Source organism: Paraburkholderia bryophila, assembly GCF_003269035.1.
Lineage (GTDB): Bacteria > Pseudomonadota > Gammaproteobacteria > Burkholderiales > Burkholderiaceae > Paraburkholderia > Paraburkholderia bryophila.
Map to the genome: position 1 here is coordinate 133,098 of NZ_QLTK01000014.1, position 22,616 is coordinate 155,713.

At 63.1% G+C, this 22,616-nt stretch carries 22 protein-coding genes; 7 read left to right on the forward strand and 15 right to left on the reverse strand.

All coding sequences use genetic code 11. The features are described 5' to 3' along the window. Positions 1-33: 33 nt before the first annotated feature. The 8 genes from BX591_RS20690 to BX591_RS37375 all read right to left on the reverse strand — a co-directional run bounded on the left by BX591_RS20690 (position 34) and on the right by BX591_RS37375 (position 8,630). The gene (locus tag BX591_RS20690) at positions 34-945 is read right to left on the reverse strand and encodes an ABC transporter permease subunit (protein WP_111933176.1); all 912 of its coding nucleotides are present in this window, start codon (positions 943-945) and stop codon (positions 34-36) included. Continuing rightward, positions 942-1,913 carry an ABC transporter permease subunit gene (locus BX591_RS20695; protein WP_111933177.1) on the reverse strand — a complete coding sequence of 324 codons (972 nt, stop codon included), beginning with the start codon at positions 1,911-1,913 and terminating at the stop codon, positions 942-944. Before BX591_RS20695 ends, BX591_RS20690 begins: the two co-directional genes overlap by 4 nt. Beyond that, the gene (locus BX591_RS20700; RefSeq protein WP_111933178.1) at positions 1,910-3,073 is read right to left on the reverse strand and encodes an ABC transporter ATP-binding protein; all 1,164 of its coding nucleotides are present in this window, start codon (positions 3,071-3,073) and stop codon (positions 1,910-1,912) included. Before BX591_RS20700 ends, BX591_RS20695 begins: the two co-directional genes overlap by 4 nt. A 209-nt stretch (positions 3,074-3,282) precedes the next feature. Next, entirely contained in the window at positions 3,283-4,404 is a 1,122-nt protein-coding gene (locus BX591_RS20705) for a polyamine ABC transporter substrate-binding protein (RefSeq protein ID WP_111933179.1), read from the reverse strand. 71 nt (positions 4,405-4,475) lie between these two features. Then, entirely contained in the window at positions 4,476-5,915 is a 1,440-nt protein-coding gene (locus tag BX591_RS20710; RefSeq protein ID WP_111933180.1) for an aspartate aminotransferase family protein, read from the reverse strand. A gap of 27 nt (positions 5,916-5,942) precedes the next feature. After that, entirely contained in the window at positions 5,943-7,277 is a 1,335-nt protein-coding gene (locus tag BX591_RS20715) for a glutamine synthetase family protein (RefSeq protein ID WP_111933209.1), read from the reverse strand. A gap of 31 nt (positions 7,278-7,308) precedes the next feature. Next, a complete protein-coding gene (locus tag BX591_RS20720) occupies positions 7,309-8,103 on the reverse strand; it encodes a gamma-glutamyl-gamma-aminobutyrate hydrolase family protein (RefSeq protein ID WP_111933181.1) in 795 nt (264 codons plus the stop codon). Between the two features lie 305 nt (positions 8,104-8,408). Beyond that, complete coding sequence (locus tag BX591_RS37375) at positions 8,409-8,630, reverse strand: hypothetical protein (protein WP_418939842.1); 222 nt, start codon at positions 8,628-8,630, stop codon at positions 8,409-8,411. 419 nt (positions 8,631-9,049) lie between these two features. On the opposite strand from BX591_RS37375, the gene BX591_RS20730 reads away from it, so the two are divergent. The 3 genes from BX591_RS20730 to speB all read left to right on the forward strand — a co-directional run bounded on the left by BX591_RS20730 (position 9,050) and on the right by speB (position 12,293). Then, positions 9,050-9,601, forward strand: a complete 552-nt coding sequence (locus tag BX591_RS20730) for a cupin domain-containing protein (protein WP_035558221.1) — start codon at positions 9,050-9,052, stop codon at positions 9,599-9,601. 89 nt (positions 9,602-9,690) lie between these two features. Then, positions 9,691-11,184, forward strand: coding sequence for an aldehyde dehydrogenase (locus BX591_RS20735; protein ID WP_111933183.1), 1,494 nt, complete (start codon positions 9,691-9,693; stop codon positions 11,182-11,184). A 137-nt stretch (positions 11,185-11,321) separates the two neighbouring features. Continuing rightward, positions 11,322-12,293: an agmatinase gene (gene speB, locus BX591_RS20740; RefSeq protein WP_111933184.1), complete on the forward strand. Its 972-nt coding sequence runs from the start codon at positions 11,322-11,324 to the stop codon at positions 12,291-12,293. Positions 12,294-12,322: 29 nt separating this feature from the next. Here the strand turns inward: speB and BX591_RS20745 are convergent, their stop codons facing one another. From BX591_RS20745 to BX591_RS20755, 4 genes are all read right to left on the reverse strand, one after another. After that, positions 12,323-13,336 (reverse strand): MFS transporter, encoded by a 1,014-nt coding sequence (locus BX591_RS20745; protein WP_244147063.1) that lies wholly within the window; start codon positions 13,334-13,336, stop codon positions 12,323-12,325. Beyond that, on the reverse strand, positions 13,315-13,515 hold the full coding sequence (locus BX591_RS36970; protein ID WP_244147062.1) for a hypothetical protein: 201 nt from the start codon (positions 13,513-13,515) through the stop codon (positions 13,315-13,317). The genes BX591_RS20745 and BX591_RS36970 overlap by 22 nt, the downstream gene beginning before the upstream one ends. After that, positions 13,512-14,045 (reverse strand): MarR family winged helix-turn-helix transcriptional regulator, encoded by a 534-nt coding sequence (locus BX591_RS20750; RefSeq protein ID WP_111933185.1) that lies wholly within the window; start codon positions 14,043-14,045, stop codon positions 13,512-13,514. The genes BX591_RS36970 and BX591_RS20750 overlap by 4 nt, the downstream gene beginning before the upstream one ends. 99 nt (positions 14,046-14,144) lie before the next feature. Further along, positions 14,145-15,164, reverse strand: coding sequence for a VTT domain-containing protein (locus BX591_RS20755; RefSeq protein ID WP_111933186.1), 1,020 nt, complete (start codon positions 15,162-15,164; stop codon positions 14,145-14,147). Positions 15,165-15,477: 313 nt separating this feature from the next. On the opposite strand from BX591_RS20755, the gene BX591_RS20760 reads away from it, so the two are divergent. Beyond that, a complete protein-coding gene (locus tag BX591_RS20760; RefSeq protein WP_111933187.1) occupies positions 15,478-16,080 on the forward strand; it encodes a peroxidase-related enzyme in 603 nt (200 codons plus the stop codon). A gap of 119 nt (positions 16,081-16,199) precedes the next feature. Here the strand turns inward: BX591_RS20760 and BX591_RS20765 are convergent, their stop codons facing one another. Both BX591_RS20765 and BX591_RS20770 read right to left on the reverse strand, forming a co-directional pair. Further along, positions 16,200-17,450: an MFS transporter gene (locus BX591_RS20765; protein WP_111933188.1), complete on the reverse strand. Its 1,251-nt coding sequence runs from the start codon at positions 17,448-17,450 to the stop codon at positions 16,200-16,202. A gap of 145 nt (positions 17,451-17,595) precedes the next feature. Then, complete coding sequence (locus tag BX591_RS20770) at positions 17,596-18,507, reverse strand: LysR substrate-binding domain-containing protein (protein ID WP_111933189.1); 912 nt, start codon at positions 18,505-18,507, stop codon at positions 17,596-17,598. 281 nt (positions 18,508-18,788) lie between these two features. On the opposite strand from BX591_RS20770, the gene BX591_RS20775 reads away from it, so the two are divergent. Continuing rightward, positions 18,789-19,520 (forward strand): DUF899 family protein, encoded by a 732-nt coding sequence (locus BX591_RS20775; protein WP_111933190.1) that lies wholly within the window; start codon positions 18,789-18,791, stop codon positions 19,518-19,520. Between the two features lie 87 nt (positions 19,521-19,607). Here the strand turns inward: BX591_RS20775 and BX591_RS20780 are convergent, their stop codons facing one another. Further along, positions 19,608-21,584 (reverse strand): putative bifunctional diguanylate cyclase/phosphodiesterase, encoded by a 1,977-nt coding sequence (locus tag BX591_RS20780; RefSeq protein WP_111933191.1) that lies wholly within the window; start codon positions 21,582-21,584, stop codon positions 19,608-19,610. A 160-nt stretch (positions 21,585-21,744) separates the two neighbouring features. Here BX591_RS20780 and BX591_RS20785 point away from each other — a divergent pair, with 160 nt between their 5' ends. Further along, on the forward strand, positions 21,745-22,026 hold the full coding sequence (locus BX591_RS20785) for a hypothetical protein (protein ID WP_111933192.1): 282 nt from the start codon (positions 21,745-21,747) through the stop codon (positions 22,024-22,026). Between the two features lie 196 nt (positions 22,027-22,222). Further along, positions 22,223-22,501 (forward strand): HU family DNA-binding protein, encoded by a 279-nt coding sequence (locus BX591_RS20790; RefSeq protein ID WP_006049832.1) that lies wholly within the window; start codon positions 22,223-22,225, stop codon positions 22,499-22,501. Positions 22,502-22,616: the final 115 nt, after the last annotated feature.

Sequence of the window (22,616 nt, forward strand, 5' to 3'; positions counted from 1 at the left end):
TTCTCCTTATTGGTCGTATTGCAAAAGGACTTCTTATGCGCGTGCCGTATCGAGCGATTTACGTACGGCGGCTTGTTGTGGTGCGGAAGGCAAAGGGTCGGCCGCTTCGGCAAGGGCAAACGCCTGCTGCATGTCGCGGTTGCGCTTACGCTCGCGGATCTGCATCCAGCGGTTCACGGCAATCACGCCGATCGTCACCGTGGTGATGAAGATCGTGGCGAGCGCATTCATCTCCGGATTCAGGCCCAGACGCACCCGCGAAAACACGACCAGCGGCAGCGTGGTCGAGCCGGGACCGGAGAGGAACGCGGACAGCACGAGGTCGTCGAACGAGAGCGTGAACGACAGCAGCCAGCCGGACATCAAGGCTTGCGAGATCAGCGGCAGCGTGATCAGGAAGAACACCTTGAACGGCGTGGCGCCGAGATCGAGCGCGGCTTCCTCGAGCGACTTGTTGAGCTCCTTCACCCGCGACTGCACGATGATCGCCACGTAAGAGACGCACAGCATCACGTGGCCGATCCAGATCGTGAACAGACCACGGCCCTTCGGCCAGCCGAGCATCTGTTCGAGCGCGACGAACAGCAGCAGCAGCGAGATGCCCTGAATGACCTCGGGAATCACCAGCGGCGCGTTGATCATGCCGGCGAACAGCGTAAAGCCGCGAAACCGGCCGAAGCGCGCCAGCACGAAGCCGGCCCACGTGCCGATCACGACCGAGGCGAACGCGGTGAGCAGACCGATCTTCATCGAGAGCCACGCGGCGTTCAGCAGTTCGTCGTCGTGCAGCAGGGCGCCATACCATTTGAGCGAGAAGCCGGACCAGACGGTGACGAGTTTCGACTCGTTGAACGAGTACACCACCAGGCTGATGATCGGGATATACAGAAACAGAAACCCGAACGTCAGCACGCTATTGGAGAGCGTTCTATTAGGCTTGATCATTTCGCGTCCTCCAGTTCCTTGACCTGGTAGTACTGGAACACGGCCATCGGCACGAGCAGCAGCAACACCATCGCGACGGTGACGGCGGATGCCATCGGCCAGTCCATATCGTTGAAGAATTCATCCCACATCACACGGCCGATCATCAGCGTGTCGGCGCCGCCGAGCAGTTCCGGAATCACGTACTCGCCGACCGCCGGAATGAACACCAGCAGACTGCCGGCGATAATGCCGTTCTTCGACAGCGGCAACGTGATACGCGTGAAGGCGGTCCACGGTTTGCAGCCCAGGTCGTAGGCCGCTTCGAGCAGCGTCAGATCCATCTTCACCAGATGCGCGTACAACGGCATCACCATGAACGGCAGGTAGGAATAAACCATGCCGATATAGACGCCGATATCCGTGTGGTAGAGGCGCAACGGCGAATGAATCATGCCGATCGACATCAGCGTGTGATTGAGCAGGCCGTCGTCCTTCAGGATGCCGATCCATGCATAGACGCGAATCAGGAACGACGTCCAGAACGGCAGCATCACGCCCATCATCAGCAGGTTGCGTTTGGCCGGTTCCGAGCGGGCGATGTAATACGCGATCGGGTAGCCGATCAGCAGGCAGAAGAAGGTCGAGACAGCGGCCATCTTGAGCGAGCTGATATAGGTGGCGACATACAGATCGTCCTGCAGCAGGAACGCGTAGTGCCCCAGCTGGATCGCGAAGTGCACGATGCCGTCTTTGATCGTCATCAGATCCGTGTAGGGCGGAATGCCCAGGCGCAGATCGGCGAAACTGATCTTCAGTACCAGCACGAACGGCAACGCGAAGAACAGCGTGAGCCACAGGAACGGCACGCCGATCACGGTGGTGCGGCCCGACGGCACGAACATCGCGAGGCGTCTTTTCAGCGAGCCGAACAGGCGGCTGCCGGACGGCGCGCCGAGCGCCGCGGGGGAGGAGGTGGGATGGCTCATTGCGTCAGCACCACGCCGCTAGCCGGCGACCAGTAGACGAACACGTCGTCGTTATAGGACGGTGCCCCTTCGCTCATCAGGTGCGAGCTGGAGAGATTCGACACCACGGTCTTGCCGCTCGGCAGGCGTACGTGATACAGCGAATAGCTGCCCATGTAGGCCACATCCGAGACCACGCCGCGCGCCCAGTTGTGCGGTGTCGACGGTTTGTCGAGCGACACCTTCACGCGCTCGGGGCGCACCGAGATGCCCACCGGCATGCCGAGCGGACCGGTAATGCCGTGGCTCACGTAAATGCGCGATTCGAGCTCTTCGCTCTCCACGAAGATGTGGTCCGGCTCGTCCGCCACGACCGTCCCTTCGAACAGATTCGTCGAGCCGATGAACTCGGCCGAAAAGCGGCTATTCGGAAACTCGTACACCTGGCTCGGCGAGCCGATCTGCACGATGCGGCCTTCGCTCATCACCGCGAGGCGGCCGGCCATGGTCATCGCTTCTTCCTGATCGTGCGTGACCATCACGCAGGTCACGTCGACCTTTTCGATGATGTTGACCAGTTCGAGCTGGGTCTTCTGACGGATCTTTTTATCGAGCGCCGACATCGGCTCGTCGAGCAGCAGCAGCTTGGGGCGCTTGACCAGCGAACGGGCGAGCGCCACACGCTGCTGCTGGCCGCCTGACAACTGGTGCGGCTTGCGCTGGGCGTACTTGCTCATCTGCACGAGATTCAGCGCGTCGGCGACGCGTTCCTTGATCTCGTTCTTCGGTGTGCCTTCCTGCTTCAGGCCGAAGGCGATGTTCGCCTCCACGCTCATGTGCGGGAACAGTGCATACGACTGGAACATCATGTTGACCGGCCGCTTGTACGGCGGCATCGCGGCGAGATCTTCGCCGTCGACGAAAATGCGCCCGGACGTGACCGTCTCGAGCCCCGCGAGCATGCGCAGGAGAGTGGACTTGCCGCAGCCTGAGCTGCCGAGCAGCGCGAACAGTTCGTTCTTGGCGATGCTCAGATTGACATTGTCGACAGCGGTGCTGTCGCCGAATTTCTTCACGACGTTTTCGATGCGGACGAACTCATCCGGTTTCGATTTTGTCGCTACTGCGGGGCGGGCCATCTGGGTGGCGCCGGCTGCGCTTTTTAAAGTCGTCGAGTTCATGATGTAACCATTCCTTGCGGATCGCGAGCGCAAGTGTCTCCCTACGAGGCGCGCCAGGCGCCTCGCAACGTACGCTGCGATCGGAATACATGGGACTGCGCGCGGCTGGGACGCGATAGCGCGCAGGCTGACTGCCGTTACTGCCATTCATGCGCTCAGGGTTCGAGCGATCCCTGAGCGCGGATCGAGTTTTTATCGGGCGGGTTTAATCAATGACCGGTTTTAAGCTGCGCCCAAAGACGGTTTTCAAGGCGCAGAATATCGGTCGGCATGGGTTTCATCAGCGTCATTTTGCTGAGTACGTCGTCGCCCGGATAAACCGTCTTGTCCTGGACGACTGCCGGCGTGACGAACTGGCGCGCGGCCTTGTTCGCGGTCGGGTAGAACACTTCGTTGGTGATCGCCGCGTTGACCTTCGGATCTTCAATGTAATTGATCCACTTGAGGGCGGCTTCGGCGTGCGGCGCGTCTTTCGGGATCACCATCACGTCGAACCACAGCAGGCCGCCTTCCTTCACGTTCGAGAACTTGATCTGGTACGAACGTTTCGCTTCCTCGGTGCGGCGGCTCGCGATGCCGACGTCGCCGGACCAGCCCACTGCCACGCACACGTCGTTATTGGCGAGGTCGTTGATGTAGCCCGACGAGTTGAATTGGGTGATATAAGGGCGGACTTTCTTCAGCACTTCGAATGCAGCCTGATAGTCGGCGGGGTTCGTGCTGTTCGGGTCCTTATGCATGTATTGCAGCGTGGCGGCGAATACGTCGACAGCCTGATCGAGGAACGACACGCCGCAGCCTTTCAGCTTCGAGAGGTTGGCCGGATCGAACACGAGAGCCCAGCTATCCACCGGCGCATTCGCGCCGAGCGCCTTCTGCACGGCTTGCACGTTGTAGCCGATACCGTCGGTGCCGTAGGCCCAGGGTACACCGTACTGGTTGCCCGGATCGGCGTCGGAGATCATCTTCATCAGCACGGGGTCGAGATTCGCGAGGTTCGGCAGTTTCGATTTGTCGAGCTTCTGATACACGCCGGCCTGAATCTGCTTGGCCATGTAGTTCGACGTGGGCACCACGATGTCGTAACCCGAGCTGCCCGCGAGCAGCTTGGCCTGCAGTGTGTCGTCGCTATCGTAGTTGTCGTACTTGACCTTGATGCCGTCCTGCTTCTCGAAGTTCGGAATCGTGTCCTTCGCGATGTAATCCGACCAGTTATACACATTCAGTTCCGTGTCGGCCGCAAGGGCCGGCGTAACCGACAGCGCCGTAAAACCCGCGAAGGCGAGCAGCGCGGCCCCCGCGACCGCATGACGAAGATGACTAACGCTCATGGTTTTTTCCCTTGATGTGAAGAACCGGCATGAGCGTGAGATGTGGGTGCGCATGCCGGAACGGACTGCCGTTACGAAATACCGAGTTGTTGTGCGGTCGCATCGATGGCTTTTTTGGCCTTCGTGACGATCTCGTCGATTTCCAGCTTGTTGATCACCAGCGGCGGCGACAGGAGCATGCGGTCGCCGGTGGCACGCATGATCAGGTTGCCGTTGAAACAGAAGTCGCGGCAGATCGTGCCAACGTCGCCGCCGTTTGCGAAGCGCTTGCGCGCTTGCGGGTCTTGCGCGAGTTGCAGACCGGCCACCAGGCCCGCGCCGGAGATTTCACCGATGATCGGGTGATTGGCGAAGGTGTCGCGCAGCTTCTTCTGGAAGTACGGACCCGTGTCGGTCTTGACTCGCTCCACGATTTTCTCGTCGCGCAGCAGCTTGAGATTGGCGACGGCGACGGCGGCGGCAACCGGGTGCCCGGAATAGGTGAGGCCGTGGTTGAAGTCGCCGCTTTCGATAATGACCTTGGCGACGCGATCATGCAGACCGACCGCGCCCATCGGCACATAGCCGCTCGTCAGACCCTTCGCCAGCGTGATCAGGTCCGGCTCGAAACCGAAGTGCTGATGCGCGAACCATTCGCCGGTGCGGCCGAACCCGCCGATCACTTCGTCGGCGACCAGCAGAATGTCGTACTTGCGGCAGATCCGCTGAATTTCCGGCCAGTACGTGGCGGCCGGGAAAATTACGCCGCCCGCCCCCTGGAAAGGCTCACCGATAAACGCGGCGACGTTGTCGGCGCCGATTTCGAGAATCTTCGCTTCCAGTTGTTGCGCGCGGGCCAGAGCGAATTCTTCCGGCGTCAGATTGCCTTGCGCTTCGCCGAAGAAATACGGCTGGTCGATATGCACGATGTTCTCGACCTTCGAAGGCATCTGCTCGTGCATGTAACCCATGCCGCCGAGCGTACCGCCCGCGATCGTCGAACCGTGATAGCCGTTTCTGCGCGAGATCACGACCTTCTTCGACTGCTTGCCTTGCGCCGCCCAGTAGTGGTGGACGATGCGCAGCACGGTGTCGTTGCCTTCCGAGCCGCTGTTGCAGTAGAAGAAGTGGTTGAACGGCGCAGGCGCGAGTTCGGCGAGCAACGCCGACAGTTCGATCACCGGCGGGTGCGTGGTCTTGAAGAAAGTGTTGTAGAACGGCAGTTCCTGCATCTGCTTATACGCGGCGTCGGCCAGTTCCTTGCGGCCATACCCCACGTTCACGCACCACAAGCCGGCCATCCCGTCGATCACCTTGTTGCCGTCCGAATCCCACAGGTAGACGCCTTCGGCCTTGACGATCACGCGGCTGCCGGCGCGGTTCAGCGCGCCCATATCCGAGAACGGATGAATGTGATGCGCGGCGTCGAGCGCGCGGTATTCGGCGGTGCTGCGTTGTTGCGCGGCCTGCGCGGCGGCGGCGCTCGGCACGGCCGGTTGTACGTACGCGACTTCTTCTGTTCTGTAGCTCATACTGCCTCCAGTTTTCTTGCGTTTGCCTTAGACATGCAGCAGCAAATGCCGGCGTTCCCACGAACTGATCACGCGGAAGAACGCTTCGTATTCGGTTTCCTTCAGGGCGAGGTAAGCCTTCACGAACTTCTCGCCGAGTACTTCGGCGATCGGCTCGCAGGCGCCCATCAACGTCAGGCCCTCTTCGAGATTGCGCGGCAACTGGTACGGCAATTCGTAACCGTCGCTGAGCAGCGGTTCGGTGGCTTCGAGGTTCTGCGTCATGCCGAGATAACCCGCGGCGAGCGTTGCGGCGATCGCCAGATACGGATTGCAGTCCACGCCCGGAATGCGGTTTTCGATGCGGCGTGCGGCCGGCCCCGAATGCGGAATCCGGAAGCCCACCGTCCGGTTGTCGTAGCCCCACGCCACGTTGATCGGCGCGGCCATGAAACGCGACAGACGGCGATACGAGTTGATGTACGGTGCGAAGATCGGCATCAGCGCCGGCGTGTACTTCTGCAAACCGGCGATATAGCCGGTGAACAGCGAGGTCGGCTTGCCGTCCGCACCCGTGAACAGGTTGTGGCCGGTTTCTTCGTCGACCAGGCTTTGATGCATGTGCATGGCCGAGCCGGGTTCGCCTTCCATCGGCTTGGCCATGAAGGTCGCGTACATCTTGTGACGCAGCGCGGCTTCACGCACCGTCCGCTTGAACAGGAACACGCTGTCGGCCAGCTTCAGCGGATCGCCATGCATGAAGTTGATTTCCATCTGCGCGGCGCCGACTTCGTGAATCAGCGTGTCGACTTCCAGTTCCTGCACCTCGCAGTATTCGTAGATGTCTTCGAACAGCGGATCGAATTCGTTGACCGCTTCGATCGAATACGCCTGACGTCCGGTCTCCGGACGGCCGGTACGGCCAATCGGCGGTTGCAGCGGCAGATCCGGGTCTTTGTTCATGTCGACCAGATAGAACTCCAGCTCCGGCGCGATGACCGGCTTCCAGCCCTTGGCCTTGTAGAGTTCCAGCACGCGGCGCAACACGCGGCGCGGCGAGATCGCGACGGGCGTGCCGTCGAAGTGAACGCAATCGTGAATCACCTGGGCGGTCGGATCGATGGCCCACGGAATCATGCGGATGGTGCTGGCGTCGGGAACGCAGACCATGTCCGGATCGGTGACGCCGGTGAGCGTGCCGTCTTCCGGATAGTCGCCCGTGACGGTCTGGATCATCACCGCCTGCGGCAAGCGCATGGACTCGCCGGACTCGAACTTGCTGCGCGGAATGATCTTGCCGCGTGCGATTCCGGCCATATCCGGAATGATCGCTTCGATTTCGGTGACGCGGTTCTTCTTCAGAAAATCGTCGATTTCATGCATTTTTATCTCTCTGTTTTGGTGCGCGACCGGCTCAGGCATGCGTGGCGGCGGCGGATGCCGCGCCATAGCCGGCCTTGGTGCGCATTCGATCGCGGCAGGCGTCGCCGAACGCGCGAAAGATCGCGGTGGATAACGTGTCGTTCGCATGCTTCCATTCTGGGTGCCACTGCACACCCAGCGCGAAAGCACGCGCACCGCTTACGCTCACCGCTTCGATCAAGCCGTCCGGCGCGACGGCTTCGGCCGTGAGGCCGGCGCCTAACCGCTCGACGCCCTGACCGTGCAATGAATTCACACGCGCTTCATTCGTGCCGCCAGCGAGGCGCTGCAACAAGCCGCCCTGCGTCAGCGTGATCGAATGCGACGGTGCGTATTGCACGTCGAGGTCGTCTTCCTTGTTCTCGCGATGGTCGTTCAAGCCGGCCACCGCGTGAACGCTTTGATGCAACGTCCCGCCGAACACCACGTTCATTTCCTGGAAGCCCCGGCACACGGCAAGGACCGGCACCCCGGCGGCGATCGCCGCGCGCAGCAGCGGCAGCGTCGTCGCATCGCGTGCGGCGTCGTGCAGCGTGCCCGGCGCGCTGGGCTCGCCGCCGTAGCGGTGCGGCTCGACATTCGAATAGCTGCCGGTAAAGAATAGGCCGTCGACCGTCGCCAGTACCTCGGCGGTGGACTGACGTTCGCCGAGCGCCGGCAGCAGCATGGCCAGCGCCTGCGAGCCGTCCACGATCGCGGCGACGTACTTTTCGCCGACTACATGCGATGGGTGGACTCCCATCATCGTTCTGTCGGCGCTAATACCGACCAGGGGTTTGTTTCGCATAACAGATAGACGTGTGTGTTCCCCGCAGGACGCGGCACGAACAACGTTAAACACAGCGCGGCACGATTCCGCAGCCGGACGCAGAGCGTCAAGCCACCGGGGTGGTGCAGGCGGTGGGCGTTTGCGAAAACGCGCCGCGCGTGGTCTTAGGGCGGGTCGTTCGATTCAGTCCGCTGCGGTGCACCAGCACTCGGAGTCGCGTGAAGCGCATGGGCGGCAGACGGCACCGCACACGCGGGAACGCAGGGCTCCAAAGAGCGCGCTCACGCAAACGGATGAATCGAACGACGAAAAGGAGGGAGGCGCTACGGCAGCAGCGACGCGACTTCGTCCGTGCGAACGGCAATGAAGGCGCGCGCGGAGATAGAGTTGTGACGTCGAACGGAACGGCGGGACAGGATCGTGAAGACGGACAGGAAGCGGCGGAACGCAAGGCTGCCGTTGCTGCCGTCGGCGATGGCGCCGTCAGTGCGAGGACAACTCGCCTGACTTCGATTCCATCTCACCAAAGGGCCTCGGACTCTCACGATTACACTCGACTGGCGACGTTGAAAGTATTGAACGGCCTGCTCGAAAACCGCACAAGGCGTTTAAAGAAACAGGACGCTGGGATGATCCTCTCTTACCGGTGCGAACCGGGTTCGCTGCGCCGCAAAACACCTTTTCGGGTTCCATGACGTTGGTATGAAGATCGCCTGTGAACCAGCATATACGAGCCAATAATGCCGTCAAATCATTTTTATAAAAGATTTATCAGGGCTTTCCCGAGGGCCTGGCTAGAATCCCAGCCGGTGGGAACATTCGTTGCGTAAATCATATTTCGGAATCCTTTCAGGGTTTTCCCCAGCGGCGCAACGATTAAAGTGATTAGAATATTCAACACTCGCGGGCACACGTTGCCCGAGTCCACGCGCCCCGATCGTCCTCCATGTCAGAGAACCTAGCGATGTCCATAGAAGTAGCAACCCGTCTGCAGTACATCCGCAAGAAGAACGGCTTGTCCCAGCGTGAACTCGCGAAACGGGCGGGGGTGACCAACGGCACGATCTCGCTGATCGAGCAGAACCGCGTGAGTCCCTCGGTCGGCTCGCTGAAGAAATTGCTCGAATGCATACCCATGAGTCTCGCCGAGTTCTTCACCTTCGAGGTCGAAGTAGAACGATCGGTCGTATCGCGCCGCGCGGACATGCCGAACCTCGGCAATGAATCGATCGAGTTCTATCTGGCGGGCTCGAGTATCAAAGACCGCAACATGGGCATTCTGCGCGAGGTCTATCAACCGCTGTCGGACACCGGTCCGGAAATGCTGGAGCATGCCGGGCACGAGGGCGGCGTGGTGGTCCGCGGGCAACTCGAACTGACGGTAGACGGCGTCACGTGGCTGCTCGACCCCGGCGACAGCTATTACTTCGAAAGCCGTTTGCCGCACCGTTTTCGCAATCCCAGCGCGGAGCATCTCTGCGAGGTCGTGTCGGCCAATTCGCCGCCCACGTTCTGAAGACTCCGCGCCAACGCGCCACGCTGCAGTTCAACGCCGCATGAAATCGATGCCGGTCTGCGTCGTGCGCATAACAATGAGGCATCCTGATGGACAAGCAATCTCTCGCTTTCTGGCAAGACAAAGCCGCTACGCTTTCAATCGAAGGCCGCGCGTTTATCGACGGCGAATACCGTGACGCCGCAGGCGGGCGCACCTTCGACTGCCTGAGCCCGATCGACGGCAAGCTGCTCGCGAAAGTCGCCGACAGCGGTGCAGCGGATGTCGACGCGGCCGTCGCCGCCGCGCGCCGGGCGTTCGACTCGGGCGTGTGGTCCGGTTTGAACCCGCGCAAGCGCAAGGCGATCCTGCTGCGCTGGGCCGCCTCGATCCGCGAACACATGGACGAACTGGCGCTGCTCGAAACGCTCGACGCCGGCAAGCCGATCGCCGACACCACCTCGGTCGACGTGCCGGGCGCCGCGTATTGCGTCGAGTGGTTCGCCGAAGCGATCGACAAGGTAGGCGGTGAAGTCGCGCCGGCCGATCATCATCTGGTCGGACTGGTCACGCGCGAAGCGATCGGCGTGGTGGCGGCGGTCGTGCCGTGGAATTTCCCGATCCTGATGGCGTCGTGGAAATTCGGCCCGGCGCTGGCGGCAGGCAATAGCGTGGTGCTCAAACCGTCGGAGAAGTCGCCGCTCACGGCAATCCGTCTTGCGCAACTCGCGCTCGACGCCGGCATTCCCGCCGGTGTGTTCAACGTCGTGCCGGGCGCGGGCGAACCGGGCAAACTGCTCGCCTTGCATCAGGACGTGGACTGTCTCGCGTTCACCGGCTCGACGAATGTCGGCAAGCTGATCATGCAGTACGCCGGGCAGTCGAATCTGAAGCGCGTGTGGCTCGAGCTCGGCGGCAAGTCGCCGAACATCGTGATGCCGGATTGTCCGGACATGGACCGCGCGGCAAACGCGGCGGCCGGGGCGATCTTCTACAACATGGGCGAAATGTGTACGGCGGGCTCGCGCCTGCTGGTGCATCGCGATATCAAGGAGGTATTCCTCGACAAGCTGATCGCGGCGGCGCGCAGTTACACGCCGGGCAATCCGCTCGATCCGAAAACGTCCATGGGCGCGATCGTCGACAAGGTTCAGCTCGAACGCGTGCTCGGCTATATCGAAGCGGGCCGCGCGGAAGCGAAGCTGCTGCTGGGCGGCGCGCGCGTGAAGGAAGAAACCGGCGGCTTTTATATCGAGCCGACCATCTTCGAGATTCCGGCCACGGGCGCGAAGGTGGCGCGCGAGGAAATCTTCGGGCCGGTGTTGTCGGTGATTACGTTCGACACGGTCGAAGAAGCCATCGAGATCGCCAACGACAGCGAGTACGGTCTGGCCGCTGCGCTCTGGACGTCGAATCTCACGACCGCGCATGAAGTGTCGCGCAAACTGCGCGCGGGCACCGTGTGGGTCAATTGCTACGACGAAGGCGGCGACATGAATTTCCCGTTCGGCGGTTATAAGCAATCGGGCAACGGCCGCGACAAGTCGTTGCACGCGTTGGAGAAGTACACCGAGCTGAAGTCCACGCTGGTGCGGCTGCGCTAAAGGATTCGCAAGCCACCGCGGTGCTGTGCGTGACGCGCACAGCACCGCGTTCCCAATGAATCCGAAGCCGGTCGTTGCGCGCACAACGGGAAGCTTCGCGCGCGGCGCCGGTATGTTTATCAGGTGTCAGGTCATCCATGACTGAACTCGTCTATGGCGACGGTGCAATCCGCCGTTCGTCGCTTTATGGCTCGTCGATCGAAAATACTTATGCGGGTGTGTTGTCGTTCATGCGCCGCAAGTACACTCGCGAACTCGACGGTGTCGATGTGGTCGTTTCCGGCGTGCCGCTCGATCTGGCCACCACGTTCCGTTCGGGCGCGCGGCTCGGTCCCGCTGCAGTGCGTGCGGCCAGCGTGCAGTTGTCGGAGCTGCATCCGTATCCGTGGGGCTTCAATCCGTTCGACGATCTCGCCGTGACCGACTACGGCGATTGCTGGTTCGACGCGCACAATCCGCTGACGATCAAGGAATCGATCGTCGAGCATGCACGCACCATTTTGCGTTCCGACGCGAAGATGTTGACGCTGGGCGGCGATCACTACATCACGTATCCGCTGCTGATCGCGCATGCGGAGAAGTACGGCAAGCCGCTTTCGCTGATTCATTTCGACGCGCACTGCGATACGTGGGCCGACGACAGTCCCGACAGCCTGAATCACGGCTCGATGTTCTACAAGGCGGTGAAGGACGGCCTGATCGATCCGAAGACCTCGGTGCAGGTCGGCATTCGCACGTGGAACGACGATTTCATGGGCATCAATCTGCTCGACGCCGCGTGGGTTCACGAGCACGGCACGCGCGCGGCGGTGGAGCGGATCACGGCGATCGTCGGCGAACGTCCGGCGTATCTGACCTTCGATATCGACTGTCTGGACCCCGCGTTCGCGCCGGGCACGGGTACGCCGGTGGCGGGCGGTTTGTCGTCGGCGCAGGGGCTCGCTATCGTGCGCGCTCTCGGCGCGTTGAACCTGGTCGGCGCGGACGTCGTGGAAGTGGCACCCGCTTACGATCAGAGCGAGATCACGGCGATCGCCGCCGCGCATATCGCGTGCGATCTGCTGTGTCTGTGGCGTCAGCGCAAGGTGGGCGCGGCACGCGTCGCGTAGGCGTTTTTCGTCGTAGACGCGAGGCCGGCTCAGCCCATCGATGAAGATCGACCGGGCTGGCGCCGGCCTTCGCGCAAACCCAGCGTATAGACCGCCAGCGCGCCGCTCATCAGCGCGAGTTGCCACATCAGCATGTCGCTGCCGCGCGCTTTCATCGCGAATCCCGCCGCGAGCGGGCCGACGATCGAACTCGCGGTAAAGGTGAGCGACACCAGCCGCATATTGCGCGTCAACGCGGCCTTTTCGCTGCAGGCTGCCGCGACCATCCCCAGCGTGATGTACGAACTGTTCATGCCGCCGAGCAGTACCGCGCTCGCGGCTGCCAACGCCGAGGCCGGCGCGGCGCTCGCGAACCCGCAGATAGCCAGCGTGCCGAGCGCCCCGCAGACGATCACGGCGGCGGCGAGCCCCGCACGATCCGCGAACCATCCCACCGGAAATTGCAGCACCACGCCGCCGGTGCCGAACAGCATCAGCAGCGTTGCCGTCTGCGTGGCGTTGAGGCCGTGGGCGTCGGCGAACTGGGGGAACAGGCCGTATAGCGCGCCGTCGCCGATGCCGCCGGCCGCGACGACCACCATGCCGAGGCTGACCAGCGGACCGACCGGCACGCGCCGGTCGCTGCGAGCGGGCTTCACAGGCTCACCAGCAGGCCGCTTATCGTCCGATGCGGTCAGCCACAGCGGCAGCGCCGCGGCAGCCGTGAACGCCGCTCCGGCGGCGAAGATGACGCGTCCGTCGACCGCGCACCACGCCGCCAATGCCGGACCGACGATACCGGCCGTGGCGATCAGCGCCTCATGCACGCCGACCACCCGTCCGCTCGATGCCGGCGGCACGAGCCGATAGAGCCAGGTTTCGTTGGCGATCCAGCGCAGGCCGATGCCGAGTCCGGTCAGCAGACCGGGCACGAGCCACAGCGGCCACCCTAATTCGCCGATGGTGGCGAACGCAACAATCGTGGCGGCGAGCCCGAGCGACACGGTGCGCTTCGCGCCGATGCGCGCGGTGAGCCACGGCGCTATCCACAAACCGGCCAGCATGCCGGCCCATTGCGCGGCCGAGAACAGACCGGCGCGCGGCGCGTCCAGGCCACGCTGCGCGAGAGCCAGACGGGCAGCACCATGAAGCCGATGCCGAACTGGCCGATCTGCGCCAGCGCCGACACGGCGGTCAGCGCGGCGATGGCCGGCCAGCGTACCGGCGGCGCGGCGGCAGTCATGCACCGCCCCGTTCGGGCATCGGCAGCCCCTGTTCGCGACATTCGACCGGGCAACCGGCCTTCAGGCATGGACCGTCGTCGCACAGGCGGCACAACTGCATGGCGTGAGCGGGGTCGCGGGTTTCGCTGTAGAGAATCTTGATCAGCAGGCTTTCCAGCACCTCGCGCTCGCTGTCGTCGAGTCGCCCGACCACGCGCTGCAGCATCCTGTCGCGCGCCGTGCGCAAGCGTTTGACTTCGCGTTTGCCGTCGGCGGTCAAAGAAAGCGCGACGGCGCGTTTGTCGGCCCCCGCGTTTTTCTCGACGAGACCTGCGTCGACCAGACCTGCGACTGCGCGCACGGCGGCGGGATGCGACAGGTCGACCGCCTCGCGCAGTATTTCAATCGATGAGTCCGGATATTGGCCGATCGCATTGAGCATGGCGCGCGCGGTGGGGCCAGCGAGCGCCGCCGCGTCGGGCGGCGCGTTCATTTCGTCCGTGACCAGCAAGGCGAGCACGCCGAGCAGGTTTTCTGTGCGCTGCGTCATGGGGACACCTCAATGTGTGCAACATGCATATATGCATGTTGCACACATTGAGCGACGTGCGCAAGGGGATTTTTAGCGCGCCGACGTCGACACGGCCGCTTAGTCCGCGAGTCTTGCGCGCACCGTATATTCGCCCTCGTTGCCTTCATCCTCGATCAGGTGAGCCTTCGCGGTGTAGAAATCGGGCGGCAACGGTTCCACCGGGTAGCCGCGCTTTTCCCACGCGTCGAGGCCGCCCTTCAGCGCACGAATATGGTGGATATTCTTGCGATGCAACTGGTTGACGATCCGCTTGGCGGTCGCTTCGTTCGGACACACGCAGTAGACGACGATCGGCCGCTTCAGCAGTTCGGGCGGAATCGGCTCAGGTGAATCGAGGTCCAGCGGCAGGGCGCCGGCAATTCGGTGCGATTCCTTCGCGCGCACGCTGTGCGGTCTGGCGTCGAAAATTAGCGGCGGCTCGTTCGACTTCATCAATTCGTCGAGCTGATCCGGCGAGATGCGCGTGTGCGCGAGCCAGCGGCGAAACTGCGCGCGGCGTACCCAGCGGTAGAGCAGGGCGGCCACGAAGATCGCCGCGAATGCGTCGACGATCGTGCCGCCGTTCTGCCGCACCAGCAGCATCAGTTGCACGATCTGGTCGTGCAGCGCCGCGCCGCCGATCACCCACACGCTCGCCCACAGCGCCGCGCCGATCAGGTCCCACAGCAGAAAGACGCTGACGTTGATCGCGGTCGTGCCGAGCAGTGGAGCGGAAATCAGGCCGAGCCCCGGCAGGAACTTGGCGACGGTGAGGATCGGCGCGCCGTGCCGTTCATACGTGTTGCGCGCTACTCGCACCGTGGTGTCGAGCGACAGCGAGAAGCGCACCAGATAGTTCAGCAGACGCCGGCCGTAGACGCGGCCGGTGAAGAACCAGAGCGAATCGGCGATCAGCGTGGCGGCCACGGCGGCGAACACGACGCTCGCATACGAGGTCTGGCCCATGGCCGCCATCGTGCCGCCGAGAATCAGCATCGGCGCGGCAGGGACCGGCAAGCCGAGTTGCGTGACGAGCACGCTCGTGAAAACGGCCCAAACGCCGAGCGAGGGTGGAATCGCCACTGGAAAATGCCACACAACCGCGCTCCTCGGAATGCAGTAAAGAAGGTGTAACCGGCCGCGGCCTGGTGACGCGCCGTGAACAGGCCGCGCAGGCTCCGTTCCCACGCGACGGCGTGCAGTGTACCCGCCCGGCCATGACGCGAGCATGGCATGGCACCGCAAGAAACCGATTTAAGCACAGGCGGGAAAAGGGCGCTGCGAGGTTGGCCGAAAAGCGTGCCCGAAAAGCGTGCCCAAAAAGGTGTTCCCGAAGCGGCGTGCGCGACGGTGTGAGCAGACGGTTGCTAGAATCGTCGCCATAGCTAATCGAATACCAAGGAGACATGCCATGACCCAAGCCAGCCCGATCAGCCGCTATCCGGTTCCCGCAGCGAACGACTGGCCGGACGATATCCGCGCGCGCATCCTCGACGTGCAGGAAAAAGCGGGTTTCGTGCCGAATGTGTTCCTGACGCTCGCGCATCGGCCGGACGAATTCCGCGCGTTCTTCGCCTATCACGATGCGTTGATGCTGAAGGAGGGCGGGCTCACCAAAGGCGAGCGCGAGATGATCGTGGTCGCCACCAGCGCGGTCAACGAGTGCCTGTATTGCGTGGTCGCGCACGGCGCGATTCTGCGCATTTACGAAAAAGCGCCGCTGCTGGCGGATCAGGTCGCCGTGAATCACCGCAAGGCGGATATCGGCGCGCGCCAGAAGGCGATGCTCGATTTCGCGCTGAAGGTGTGCCGCGCGTCAGGCAGCGTCGACGAAACCGATTTTCACGCGTTGCGCGAGCAGGGCTTTACCGATGAAGACATCTGGGACATTGCCGCGATCACGGCGTTTTTCGGTTTGTCGAACCGCATGGCGAATGTGATTTCCATGCGGCCGAACGATGAGTTCTTTTTGATGGGGCGTGTGCCGAAAGCGGCGCAGAAGACGCAGGAGTAGCGCTGGCTGTCCTCCGCGCGCCGACCGCTGCCATGTGGTGGCTTTAGCCGTAGCTGTAAGCCTGTAGCTGTAGTCGCCGCCGCGGCCGCCGTCGCAGCCGTCCGCCGTCCTCGGCCGGCTCACGCCCCCGCTGGTTCGGCGCGCAGCGCGGGCGTGCCGACCGTGGCGTCGTTAATCGGGAAATGCAGCATCGCGGCCAACAGTCCGGCGGCGACGGTGGCTTCCCACAGCAGCGAATACGAGCCGGTCAGATCGAACACCAGGCCGCCGAGCCACGCGCCGAGAAACGAGCCCATCTGATGGCTCAGAAAGCACACGCCGAACAGTGTGCCGAGGTGCCGCGTGCCGAACACTTTCGCGACCAGTCCGCTAGTGAGCGGCACGGTGCCGAGCCAGGTCAGGCCCATCACCGCGGCGAAGACGATCACCGAGAGAGACGTTTTCGGCAGCACGAAGAACGTGCCGATCGTCACGCTGCGGATCAGATACAGCCAGCCGAGCACATGATGCTGACGGTAGCGGCCGCCCAGCCAGCCGCAAGCCCAACTGCCCGCCATATTGAACAGGCCGATCAGTGCGAGCGCGGTCGCGCCCAGACCGACCGGCATGTGACAGAGCGTCAGATACTCGGGCAAATGCGTGGCGATGAACGCGAGCTGAAATCCGCAGGTGAAGAAACCGAGCGTCAACAGCCGGTATCCGCGATGCCGTAGCGCCAGACCCAGTACCTTGCGAAGCGGTTCGGCGGCCGTTTCCCGCAGCGGCATGCCGGTTCGCGCGCGACGGTCGAGCACCATGCCGAGCGGGGCAACCATCAGCATCAGAAATGCCAGCACGAACAGCGAGGCGGCAATCCCCCAACTGAGACGCACGCCTTGCGCGAGCGGCACCATCAACACCTGCCCCGCGGAGCCGCCGGCACTGACGAGGCCCATCGCCATGCTGCGTTTTTCCGGTGTGGCGATGCGACCAACCGCGGGCAACACCACGCCGAAGGTCGTGCAACTCACGCCGATGCCGACCAGTAGTCCCATGCCGATGATGAGCATCGCGCCACTCGGCGCCACCGCGGCGAATGCGAGGCCCGCGGCGAACGTCGTCGCGCCGAATGCGACCACCGGCGTCGAGCCGTAACGATCGGCGGCGGCGCCGGCGAACGGCTGGGTGAAGCCCCACACCAGGTTGTGCAGCGCGATGGCGAACGCGATCTGCGTGACCGGCAGGCCGCGGTCGAACGAGAACGGCCCGATGAAGAGCCCGAAAGTCTGGCGGATACCCATCGCCGCGCTCAAGACGAGCGCGCCGGCGAGGATCACGAGGGTCGTCGGGTTGAAGACGGGCGCAAAGCGTTTGCTATGGGTCGTGGACATGGTTCTGATCTCCTTCGACACCATGGTCGCAGCGAGCATCAGAAGCGGCAAAAGAAAAGATTTTGACCACAGGTGAGTGGGGCTCACTTGTTCGCTTGCGGCGTGGAAAGCAAGACGCTACGCATGGCGTAGTGGGTGGCTCGTATCAGGCGGCTTCGGATTGCGCGTCGAACCGTTCCGCCTCGCTGACCAGCCAGCGTCGGAAATCGAGCAGTTCCGGGCGGTGTTCCGCGTTTTCCGCGCTGACCAGCCAGTAGGCCGTGTCCGACGCGATCGTTTCCGCGCAAGCCTCCACCAACGCGCCGCTGGCGAGATCGCTATCCACCAGCGGCCGGCGTCCGAGTGCGACGCCGAGGCTCATGCCGGCGGCTTCAAAGGCGAGCTGGATCGTGTCGACGCGCAGGCCGTCGGCGGTTTCGATATCGGCCGCGCCGGTCGCATCGAGCCACGCCTGCCAGTCTTCGCTTGCGGCGTTCACGTGAATCAGCGTCGCGCGTCGCAGGTCGAGGTGGCCGTGCGCGTCGCGCAGATTCCCCAGATACGCTGGGCTGCACACCGGCACGAGGCGCTCGCCGAATAGTCGGGTCCACGCGGCGCCGGCCACCGGCGAACGGCTCATGCGGACCGCGAAATCGAAACCGTCGACGGGAAATCCTACCTGCCGGTGCGAAGTGTCGACGCTCACATTTACATTGGGCCACTGCGCGCGAAAATGGGCGAGGCGCGGCAGCAGCCAGCGCGACGCGAAGGTCGGCGCGCAGCTCAGCGCGATGGGGCGATTCGCGCGATGGTTCGGCAGACGCTGCGTGCCGATCGCGATCAGCGAGAACGCCTCGGACACATAGGACAGGTAATCCACGCCCGTCGCGGTCAGCGAAATGCCGCGCGGTTCGCGCACGAACAACTGGACGCCGAGCGCTTCCTCGAGCCCGACGATGCCATGACTCACCGCGCTCGGCGTGACGTGCAACTCGGCGGCGGCGAGCTTGAAACTTTGATGCCTGCCGGCGGCTTCGAACAGGCGAAGCGCCGGCAGAGGCGGCAGACGAAGCGGCATGGTGTCTCCTTTCAGGACGGCGCGTGGTGCGCCGTGGCCGTGCCGTTGCGCAGCGGGCGCGCGGGCTGTTTCTGGGCAGAAGAATACCTTGCTGGGGCAGGCGGTTGTCGTGCGGTTGGTTCGGTGCGTTGTCAGCCGGCGCCGGGGCGGCCAACATTAAAGCTGACGAAATCCAAAAAATCGAACGGGGTTGTCGATTGGCGGGCGCGTTATTCGTCGTGCAGGTAGGGGGAGAATCAACCTCTTCCGCAATCGTAACGACCGTGCATGGGAGATAGCTGATGACCGAAGCAACCACATCCGCACCGACACTGAAGCCGGCACGCCTGCTCGCCGATTCGCCGCCGCGTTTTCCGAACGAGAGCGCGGCCTATCGTAGCGCGCGCAACGATTTACTCGCCGAAGAAATCGAGTTGCGCCGCCATATCGAACGGGTTGCCGCGCAGCGCCGCGCGCTGCCGCCGGGCGGCATCGTGCCGCAGGACTATCGCTTCGACGGTGAAGCGGGGCCCGTGACGTTATCCGGTCTGTTCGGCGCGCACGACACGCTCGTCACCTATAACTGGATGTTCGGTCCGCAGCGCGCGCGACCTTGTCCGATGTGCACGTCGCTGCTGAGCGCGTACGACGGCGAAATGCCCGATATCCTGCAACGCGTGGCGTTCGTCGTGATCGGCCGCGCGCCGCTCGAGAAGCTCGTCGCGTTCAAGAAAGAGCGGGGCTGGCGGCATTTGCGGCTGGTTTCGTCGGGCGGCAACACCTTCAATCGCGACTACGCGGCGGAAGATCCCGCCGGCGACGACAACCCGGCGTTCAACGTGTTCACACGCGCCGCCGATGGTACGGTGCGGCACTTCTGGGCGGAGGAGACGGGGCCGTCGACCGCCGATCCCGGCCAGGACCCGCGCGGCGCGCCCGATGTGATGCCGATCTGGACCGTGCTCGATATGACGCCGGGCGGACGGGGCAGCGATTGGTATCCGAAGCTGGAGTATCCGGCGGCGGCGGGTTAGCCGCGGTTCGGGTTTCGGGTCGGACTGCGAGATGCGTAGTCGCAGCCGCCGCCGTTCAGCCGTGGTCGAGGCGCACCCGCCACCCAACTACGCCTGCCCCTCGACCGCATAACCCTGTCCGAGCGCCGTCTGCAAATAAGCGGCGATGGCGCTCGCCCGCATCGGCCGGCTGAACAGATAACCCTGCACGGCGCGCGCGCCGAGCGCGGTCACGACCGCCGCTTGCGACGACGTTTCCAATCCTTCCACCACGCATTCGAGCCCAAGATTGCGGCACAGATCGAGCACCGACTTGACGATTTTCTTCGATGCGCTGTTCGTATCCACATCCGTCATGAAGCTACGATCGATCTTGATCGTATCGAACGGCAGCCGGTGTACGTAGCTCAGGCTCGAATAGCCCGTGCCGAAGTCGTCGAGCGACACACGGCAGCCGGCTTTCTTGATCATGGTCAGCGAGGCGCGCGCCTGTTCGAAGTCGCGCGTGACCGCGGTCTCCGTGATTTCGAACGACACGCGGTGGGGCGGCACGCCGCTCGCCTGCACGATGTCGATCAGACGGCGCGCGCGCGCCGACGTGCAGATGTCGATCGCGGACAGGTTGAACGACAGATAAAGCTCGGCGGGCCAGCGCGCGACTTCGTCGAGCGCTTTGTGCAACAGCACTTCGGTGACGCGCAAAATCAGTTCGGTACGCTCGGCGATCCGGATGAATTCCTCCGGCTTGACCGCGCCGAGCCGCGCATTGTGCCAGCGTCCCAACGCTTCGAGCCCGATCGTGCGCTGCGAGATCACGTCGTAGATCGGCTGAAACTCCAGGAACAGTTCCGCGTCGAGATCCGCGTGGCGGAGTTCCTGCGTCACGAGACTCGAGCGGCGAATCCGCGTTTCATGTTCGGTCGAGAAGATCACCGGCGTGCCGCGGCGGCTTTCCTTGCCGACGTACAGCGCCGCATCCGCGCGTTCGAATACCTGCGCGACCGTGGTGCCCGCTTCGGGAAACGCGGCCCAGCCGATCGTGCCCGACAGTTCCGCGACATTGCCGGCCACCCGGTACGGCTGGCTCAGCGTGTCGCAAATGCGCTGCCCCAATTCGACCAGCGTTTCGTTCGACTGCTTGTGCTGCGCCAGCACGCCGAATTCGTCGCCGCCGAGCCGCGCGAAAAAGATGCCGGGTTCCGCCAGTGCGAGAAGACGCACGCCCACTTCCTGCAGCACCAGATCGCCGCTCGCGTGGCCGTAGATATCGTTAACCTGCTTGAAGCCGTCGAGATCGATCAGCCCCACGTTGAAGCCGCCGCCGCTGCTGCCGAGCGCCTGTTCGGACAGCGCGCGCAACGACGCGAAGAAACTGCGCCGGTTGGGCAGGTCGGTCAGACTGTCGATGCTCGCGAGCCGGAAGTTGTCGTCGCTCAAACGCTGGGTTTTCTGCTGGCTTGCCAGCAACTCGCTCTGCGCGTGCACCACGCCGGTAAACGTGCGGTAATACAGCTCGACGATAAAGGCGAGGGCAATGCCGACCAGCATCATGTCGATCGCCATCGCGATGAACACCGGCGACCCGGTGAACACCATGAAGGTCGCGAAGCTTAGGATCACGATCGACAATACGAGCAGAGCCGCCGCCCGCAGATGCATCAGGCAGAACACGCCGCCCATCACGGTGGTCGCGATATAGAACGCGACGTGCGCCTGTTCGTACGCGGTGCCGTACGGAAACAGCAGCAGCGCCCAAGTGCTGAACGCAACACCGAAAATGCTCGCCAGCCAGATCAGCTTGCGTAATTCGGGCACGGCCTTGTCGTGAGTCAGTACGCGGTGGCGGGCGCGCCACCAGCGCACGCAACGTACCACGCACAGCGCGCAGAGGGCGATCGGCGCGTAGATGGCCAGCCAGGCCGGCGCGCAATGCACGTGGGTGATCGCGACGGCCATGGTGTTGACCAGCAGGATGAAATAGAGCAGCGGGATCTGCCGGCCGAACGCCTGGAGCTGCGAACGCACGAGCTCCGGATCGCCTTGCGCGACAGATAGCGCCTCCCTCAATCTGGCTAGTCGATCCATTCCCGTCCTTTTAACGTTTGCGCCGCCAACGCAGCTTTGTATATCGGCAGGACCGGGGCAAGCTTGAGGGTGATTAACGCAGAAATAAATCCGGTGCGGTAACTCCGACCTGGCGAATTCGGGCGATATGTCACTTGTGCCGCTCGTCGATTAATGCATATTGATTGAGGCTGACGACGTCGAAGCGCTCGCCGTCACGCGGCTCGCGCAACCGCTTGCGGCGGCGGAAGCGACCTCGCAGGGCGCCAGGACGAGCCGTGCGGATGTTGCAATATGGCGAAATTTCATTTTTTTATTCTCCCGAATTCTTTACTACCGGGCGCTGCCACCGGTTCTGGCGGTGTTTCAGGCGATCCACCATAACATAGTAAAAAAGCCTGCCGGCATCGGCGTGTGTCGCGCTAAAGCACTGAAATTGCAACGGATTGTGATTCGGATTTAACGCTTGCCGGGCGCGAGAATCACGTAAGCGCACGATTCTTATGGCACTTTGCCGAAAAAAATCGTCAAATTGCCGCTGGGCGGGTGATACAAGGCTTACACCCAAGGTTTGCGCGAATATGCGCCTATGCGTTAGTGTGTCGGTCCCGGCGCAACAGATGTGGCGCCGGTTCCATGATTACCATACGGGAAGTGCTATGAACAAACAGGAACTGATTGATGCAGTCGCCGCAGCGACGGGCGAAAGCAAAGCGGCCACCGGCCAAACCATCGACGCAATCGTCGAAGCGGTGACCAAAGCCGTGGTGGGTGGCGATACGGTGCAACTGGTCGGTTTCGGTTCTTTCTCGACCGGCGCGCGCGCAGCTCGCGTGGGCCGCAACCCGTCGACGGGCGCTGAGATCCAGATCGCAGCGGCCAAGACGGTGAAGTTCACCGCAGGCAAGGCTTTCAAGGAAGCTGTCAACGCGTCGTAATGCAACGCGCCTCGTGCCGGAGTTTTGCGCGCGCGCAGTCCTTGCGCGTGACTAGCGAAACATCGGGCGTGAGGAATCACGCGCTGCCCAACCCTCGGTGAGATCAACCATCGGT

What these genes read in the sequence shown, in the direction of transcription:
- BX591_RS20695 (WP_111933177.1), bottom strand. Translation starts at nt 1,913, where the DNA reads ATGAGCCATCCCACCTCCTCCCCCGCGGCGCTCGGCGCGCCGTCCGGC.
- BX591_RS20720 (WP_111933181.1), bottom strand. Translation starts at nt 8,103, where the DNA reads ATGCGAAACAAACCCCTGGTCGGTATTAGCGCCGACAGAACGATGATG.
- BX591_RS20765 (WP_111933188.1), bottom strand. Translation starts at nt 17,450, where the DNA reads ATGTCCACGACCCATAGCAAACGCTTTGCGCCCGTCTTCAACCCGACG.
- BX591_RS20780 (WP_111933191.1), bottom strand. Translation starts at nt 21,584, where the DNA reads ATGGATCGACTAGCCAGATTGAGGGAGGCGCTATCTGTCGCGCAAGGC.
- BX591_RS20770 (WP_111933189.1), bottom strand. Translation starts at nt 18,507, where the DNA reads ATGCCGCTTCGTCTGCCGCCTCTGCCGGCGCTTCGCCTGTTCGAAGCC.
- BX591_RS20715 (WP_111933209.1), bottom strand. Translation starts at nt 7,277, where the DNA reads ATGCATGAAATCGACGATTTTCTGAAGAAGAACCGCGTCACCGAAATC.
- BX591_RS20750 (WP_111933185.1), bottom strand. Translation starts at nt 14,045, where the DNA reads ATGACGCAGCGCACAGAAAACCTGCTCGGCGTGCTCGCCTTGCTGGTC.
- BX591_RS20700 (WP_111933178.1), bottom strand. Translation starts at nt 3,073, where the DNA reads ATGAACTCGACGACTTTAAAAAGCGCAGCCGGCGCCACCCAGATGGCC.
- BX591_RS20735 (WP_111933183.1), top strand. Translation starts at nt 9,691, where the DNA reads ATGGACAAGCAATCTCTCGCTTTCTGGCAAGACAAAGCCGCTACGCTT.
- BX591_RS20790 (WP_006049832.1), top strand. Translation starts at nt 22,223, where the DNA reads ATGAACAAACAGGAACTGATTGATGCAGTCGCCGCAGCGACGGGCGAA.
- BX591_RS20745 (WP_244147063.1), bottom strand. Translation starts at nt 13,336, where the DNA reads ATGCTGGCCGGTTTGTGGATAGCGCCGTGGCTCACCGCGCGCATCGGC.
- BX591_RS20730 (WP_035558221.1), top strand. Translation starts at nt 9,050, where the DNA reads ATGTCCATAGAAGTAGCAACCCGTCTGCAGTACATCCGCAAGAAGAAC.
- BX591_RS20690 (WP_111933176.1), bottom strand. Translation starts at nt 945, where the DNA reads ATGATCAAGCCTAATAGAACGCTCTCCAATAGCGTGCTGACGTTCGGG.
- BX591_RS20710 (WP_111933180.1), bottom strand. Translation starts at nt 5,915, where the DNA reads ATGAGCTACAGAACAGAAGAAGTCGCGTACGTACAACCGGCCGTGCCG.
- BX591_RS36970 (WP_244147062.1), bottom strand. Translation starts at nt 13,515, where the DNA reads ATGACTGCCGCCGCGCCGCCGGTACGCTGGCCGGCCATCGCCGCGCTG.
- speB (WP_111933184.1), top strand. Translation starts at nt 11,322, where the DNA reads ATGACTGAACTCGTCTATGGCGACGGTGCAATCCGCCGTTCGTCGCTT.
- BX591_RS20775 (WP_111933190.1), top strand. Translation starts at nt 18,789, where the DNA reads ATGACCGAAGCAACCACATCCGCACCGACACTGAAGCCGGCACGCCTG.
- BX591_RS20760 (WP_111933187.1), top strand. Translation starts at nt 15,478, where the DNA reads ATGACCCAAGCCAGCCCGATCAGCCGCTATCCGGTTCCCGCAGCGAAC.
- BX591_RS20705 (WP_111933179.1), bottom strand. Translation starts at nt 4,404, where the DNA reads ATGAGCGTTAGTCATCTTCGTCATGCGGTCGCGGGGGCCGCGCTGCTC.